Below are 5,075 nucleotides of genomic sequence, written 5' to 3'. Positions count from 1 at the left end.
TCCGGCTTGCCAGTAGCGGTTGCCATCTTCGGTTTGACCTTTGTCTTTTAGGTACTTGCCCAGTCGGAGCAGTCCTTGCGCGCCGATGGCGGCGGCAGAGCTATCGATGGGTTCGTGAGCGTTGTATGGGTCAGATTTCTCCTGGGTGTAGTCGCCTAGTTTATGAAGCTGCGGTGCACCCGTGTCCCAGTAGGGAATGCCGTCGGCGGCGGTGTTGGCAATGAAAAAGTCGTTGGTAGCGCGGGCTGCTTTGAGGTAGATTTGCTCTACGGCTTCACGCCCGCCGAAGGGGGCCAGCTCGTCGTCGGAGAAATACGCCAGCGTTTCGAGTTGCTCGGGGAAGCCGACCATCGCCCAGGCCAGGCCGCGGGTCCAGGTTGTGAAGCCCGAGAAACCTTGCTGGGTGTTGGGACAGCGGTAGTTGCCGTCGTTGATGTTAAAAATAGATTCGTGCGCCGAGCGGCCCCAATCGTCGTAGATGTCGCGGCCTTCGTTATAATAGAGCGAGTACCTTGCCGTGGATAACGAATGCTGTACACCGCGTTCCAGCAGACTGGTTTTCAAGTCGTTTTCTCCCATCAAACTATGGCCCAGCAGGTGAGAAACCATCACCGCCCGCACGGAGCGGATGGTATCTACGAATAGGGAGTGAGGGCCATTGAATGAGTAAATATAGCCCCCATCTTTGATCGGCGTCCAGCGTTTGGCCTGCACGGCTCCCGAAAGTTTCAGGGCTATCTCGTAGAAATTCCGCTCCCATTCGTTCTCCTCGATGCGGCCTTCGTTCATCAGACGCAGCAGATTTCCGTAAGTACTGACGTTGTTGAAACCGTGATCGTGGACACCGAAGTGACCGACGTGCGAAGCCATTTGCTTCACGGTATGCTCCTTAGCCATTTTTAGGAAAGCGTCGTCTCCCGTGGCATCGTATTGAATCACCTCCGCTCCGTAGCGGAAGCCTTCGGTCCATTCAGTCCAGCCACGGGTGGTGTATTGGCCCTTCACCGTAAAGACGGGTGAGCCTTTGGCGGGATCGTAGTTATTATTGAGAAGATTAATTTTTTCGCCGGACAGTTGCCACAGGCGATCGAGTTTGGGTTGAAGGTCGGCGGCGGTTAAGCTTTCTTTGATTTGCATCGAGGAGCGATTGAATTCGAAAAGGGGATTGTGTTTTGGTTTATACCCAAAGCAACTGACGATCCTTTACTAATGCTTCCCTGACTGTTTTTTCCCAAATAAATGTCTTGATCTTGTAAGGTGGTGGATTTCAGAAAGCAAAAGAAGCGACAAGATTTTCATCCTGTCGCCTCTTTCAATGGAGTAAGATATATGCGTATGCTGTGCTACTCGTTGTCGCTTACATGCTGGGTTTGGGTGCGCTCAGTTTCTTTGTCGCGCTCTTTCCAGCCCTTGCTTTCGTTGCGTTGCTCTTTATGGCCGTCTTTGCTGCTACTACTCTGCGACTGCTTTCCGTCGCCGCTTTGACTTTGTGATTGTTGGCCGCCTTTGCTGCTCTGTGATTGAGAACGTCCGCCGCCGCTTTGCTGCTGGCTTTGGTTTGGCTTGTTCTTGTCTTGGTCTTTCTGTGAATTTTCCATTGTTGTATGAAGTTTAAATGTTTAGTAGTAAAGCTTCTTAACAAAAGCTATATTTTCATTTGTTAAATGATAAACAATCAGTCCAAGTCAATTTGAAATTAGGGTTTTGGGTATATTATCAGCACATGTAAAGTACAAGAAAATGATAATCAGTAATTTAAAATAAACATCTATGATTCTCGGCTAATTTTGTCCCAAAATCAGATAGCTTAGATTGTTGATTTTTTTGCACAGAGTACCTTCCACGCCCAAAATTTTCCCAAATACCATTTGTACACAAAATGAGACATACCTCTACCGCTTATGTACTAGCCCTGATAGTTGCGCTCATCGGCTGCAAATCCGATGTCGACACTAACATGGTCACCCCTACCCCTGGAAATCCATCAGGAGGTGCCGGGATGCCAACGGGCAAGGTGTACCTTTTCATGCCCGAAGATTTGGTGGCAACCGACAGCGCCGCTCAAGTCACGGCACGCTACACCGACCCTACCAAGCGCTACGCTCACGGAATCCTGGGCGATCCGATCGAGGCGGGTGGACTGTTCGTGACGCGCAAGGGAAAATCATATCACTACAAACTTGATGAGGCCTACGTTTTTGAAGATTTGCGGCCCCGCCTGGCGGACGTTGATAACGACGGAGAGTTAGAGTTCATCACCATTCAAACTAGCCTGACGATGGGGGCGAGCGTGGCGATTTATAAAATCAAAGACGAAAAACTTCAACCCTACACGGCCAGTCCTTTCATTGGCCGGCCCAGCCGCTGGCTCAATATCGCCGCCATCTCCGACCTGGACGAGGACGGAAAAATAGAAATCGCCTGGGTGCAGACGCCGCATATTGGCGGCATTCTTAGAATTGCCCGGGTGCAAAATGGTGCGCTGGATCTCGTGGATGAAGTAAGCGGCGTGAGCAACCACCGCATTGGCTCCCGGAACCTATGTCTGTCCGTGCTGACGACCAGCGCGGAGGGCAAGACGCTGTATTTGCCCACCAATCAGTACGATAAAATACGAGGCTTTCAACTGATCCAAAACAGAATCCAGTTGGTCGATTCAGTAGTTTTGGCAGTTGATGCTAACCGTCCACTCGCCGACCAACACAATTTCTTGTCTCCCCTTCCCGACCGCAACTGTATTTTTGTCAAATGAAACTACCCATTGTCAAAGTCGGCGTAGTACAGGCGACGCCCGTGTTTTTTGATTTAGAAAAAAGCATCACCAAAGTCGTGGACTGGATTGAGAAAGGCCGCGCAGCGGGCTGCGAGTTGCTACTTTTCCCGGAATCGTTCCTGCCGGGCTACCCACGCGGGCTGAGTTTCGACGCCGTAGTGGGCAGGCGCAGCGAAGCCAGCCGCGACGCTTGGCTCGACTACTGGCAAAACAGCGTGGATGTACAATCGGAGGTACTTCGGCCCATTCAGGAAGCCATCAAGAAAGCTAATATTTTCGTCGCTCTGGGTGTGACAGAACGAGAAGCCGTGGGCGGCTCGCTTTACTGTTCTCTGCTGTATTTCGCGCCCGATGGGCAGCTACTAGGCTCGCATCGCAAACTGAAACCCACCGGACTGGAAAGGTACCTCTGGGCCGAAGGCGACGGCAGCTCGCTGCATACTTACGATACTCCACTGGGTAAAGTCGGGGGACTCATTTGCTGGGAAAACTATATGCCACTCGCTCGCATGGCCCTTTACCAAAAAGGCGTTGAGATTTACCTCGCTCCCACCGCCGATGCGCGGCCCTCTTGGCAGTCTACCATGCAGCACATTGCACTCGAGGGCCGCTGCTTCGTTCTAGCCGCCAATCAGTTTGTTCGCAAAGACGATTATCCTGAACGCTACCAGGACGGAATCCGGGATGAGCCGGAGGTGATGTCGGCGGGTGGCAGTGTCATTTACTCACCCATGGGAGAAGTACTTGCCGGGCCGCTCTGGAACGTTGAGGGGGTGCTTACGGCAGATTTGGACTTCTCGCTTCTTGCCAAAAGTAAGCTAGATTTTGATGTAGTGGGTCACTACGCCCGCCCTGACGTTTTCAAATTCGAAGTAGTAAACCAGCCGGAAACCGTGCGAATAAACCAAACTGTGTTGAGTTTAGAATAGGCAAGGCGATTACACAGGGAGTTTCAAAACTCAGAAGTAGCTTTCTCAACTATCTTTGCGCCCTTCCCGCCAATTGTACCCAACTTACTACTCCATGACAATCGACCTCCGCTCCGACACCGTTACCCAACCTACTCCCCCCATGCGGGAAGCCATGTGGTCGGCCCCGTTGGGCGACGACGTCCTGGGCGACGACCCGACCGTGAACGCCCTCGAAGAAAAAGCTGCCCGACTTTTCGGCACCGAAGCCGCACTGTTCTGCGCTTCCGGCACCATGACCAACCAACTCGCCATCCGCGTCCACACGCAGCCGGGCAGCGACGTCATTTGCGATAAATCATCTCATATCTACCTTTATGAAGGCGGGGGTATTATGCTCAATTCCTTTTCTTCGGTCAAGCTTTTGGATGGCGACCGGGGGCGGCTCACTGCCCGTCAGGTAGCCGAAGCCATTAGCCCCGACGACATCCACGCTACCGTCACGCGGCTGGTATCGCTGGAAAACACGATGAATAAAGGGGGCGGGTGCTACTACGACCTTTCCGAAATCCAGGCGATTCGGAAAGTCTGCGATGAGCATGGCGTCCCGCTACACCTGGACGGAGCCCGGCTATTCAATGCCTTGGTCGCCACGGGCGAAACGCCCGCGCAGCACGGGGTACTTTTTGATTCCATCAGCGTATGTTTGTCGAAAGGGTTGGGCTGCCCGGTAGGGTCACTTTTGTTGGGCACGAAGGATTTCATCAAGCAAGCCCGCCGTTTTCGTAAGGTAATGGGTGGCGGCTGGCGGCAAGCGGGTTTCCTGGCCGCCGCGGGGATCTATGCCCTCGACCACCACGTGGCTCGGTTGGCCGAGGATCACACCCGCGCTAGAGTCATCGGCGAGATGCTGTATAAGAAAGCCGAGGTCGTGAACATCTATCCTATCGACACCAGTATCGTAATCTTCGAACTACCCGAAACGATTTTGGCCTCCGACTACGTCCGGCGGCTGGAAATGCTGCGCATTCGCGCCGTACCATTCGGTAAACACCTGGTTCGTCTGGTCACTCATTTAGATTTTACGGACGAACATTTGGAAGAACTGGAAAAACGGATGCTACGATTGTAGAGAAACGATAAATCACGTCTCTACGAATGTTAGTTTGTACTTTTGCCGAACAAACTACCAACCTAGACACAGTTCGTATGCAGAAAATTTTTCCAAAAACTACTCAAACCCTATTTCTGGTGCTGCTGTCAGCGGCCACGCTCCTCGCCCAGCCACTCCCCGCCGACCTTTTCAAAGCCATGAAAGTTCGCAGTATCGGCCCGGCAGTTATGTCGGGGCGGATTACGACTGTGGAGGCCGTGCAGAGCAATCCTGACATTAT

General features: G+C 52.6%; 5 protein-coding genes and 1 pseudogene. 4 read left to right on the top strand and 2 right to left on the bottom strand.

Going from position 1 to position 5,075, the window contains the following annotated elements; translation table 11 throughout:
* Positions 1 to 1,137: glycosyl hydrolase (locus ACEW8P_RS10460; RefSeq protein ID WP_373513028.1), on the bottom strand; the 1,137-nt coding region annotated here is incomplete at its 3' end.
* A 206-nt stretch (positions 1,138 to 1,343) separates the two neighbouring features.
* Entirely contained in the window at positions 1,344 to 1,598 is a 255-nt protein-coding gene (locus ACEW8P_RS10455; protein WP_373513027.1) for a hypothetical protein, read from the bottom strand.
* A gap of 281 nt (positions 1,599 to 1,879) precedes the next feature.
* Here ACEW8P_RS10455 and ACEW8P_RS10450 point away from each other — a divergent pair, with 281 nt between their 5' ends.
* The 4 genes and pseudogenes from ACEW8P_RS10450 to ACEW8P_RS10435 all read left to right on the top strand — a co-directional run.
* Positions 1,880 to 2,752: a hypothetical protein gene (locus ACEW8P_RS10450; RefSeq protein ID WP_373513026.1), complete on the top strand. Its 873-nt coding sequence runs from the start codon at positions 1,880 to 1,882 to the stop codon at positions 2,750 to 2,752.
* Positions 2,749 to 3,702 carry a carbon-nitrogen hydrolase family protein gene (locus tag ACEW8P_RS10445; RefSeq protein ID WP_373513025.1) on the top strand — a complete coding sequence of 318 codons (954 nt, stop codon included), beginning with the start codon at positions 2,749 to 2,751 and terminating at the stop codon, positions 3,700 to 3,702. Before ACEW8P_RS10450 ends, ACEW8P_RS10445 begins: the two co-directional genes overlap by 4 nt.
* Before the next feature lie 94 nt (positions 3,703 to 3,796).
* A complete protein-coding gene (locus ACEW8P_RS10440) occupies positions 3,797 to 4,813 on the top strand; it encodes a low specificity L-threonine aldolase (RefSeq protein ID WP_373513024.1) in 1,017 nt (338 codons plus the stop codon).
* 77 nt (positions 4,814 to 4,890) lie between these two features.
* A pseudogene (locus ACEW8P_RS10435) lies at positions 4,891 to 5,075 on the top strand (hypothetical protein); the annotation flags it as partial.

Source organism: Persicitalea sp. (assembly GCF_041751555.1).
Taxonomy (GTDB): domain Bacteria; phylum Bacteroidota; class Bacteroidia; order Cytophagales; family Spirosomataceae; genus Persicitalea.
Note: the sequence above shows the minus strand (reverse complement) of the source record. Positions and strands in the feature narration are given on the sequence as shown.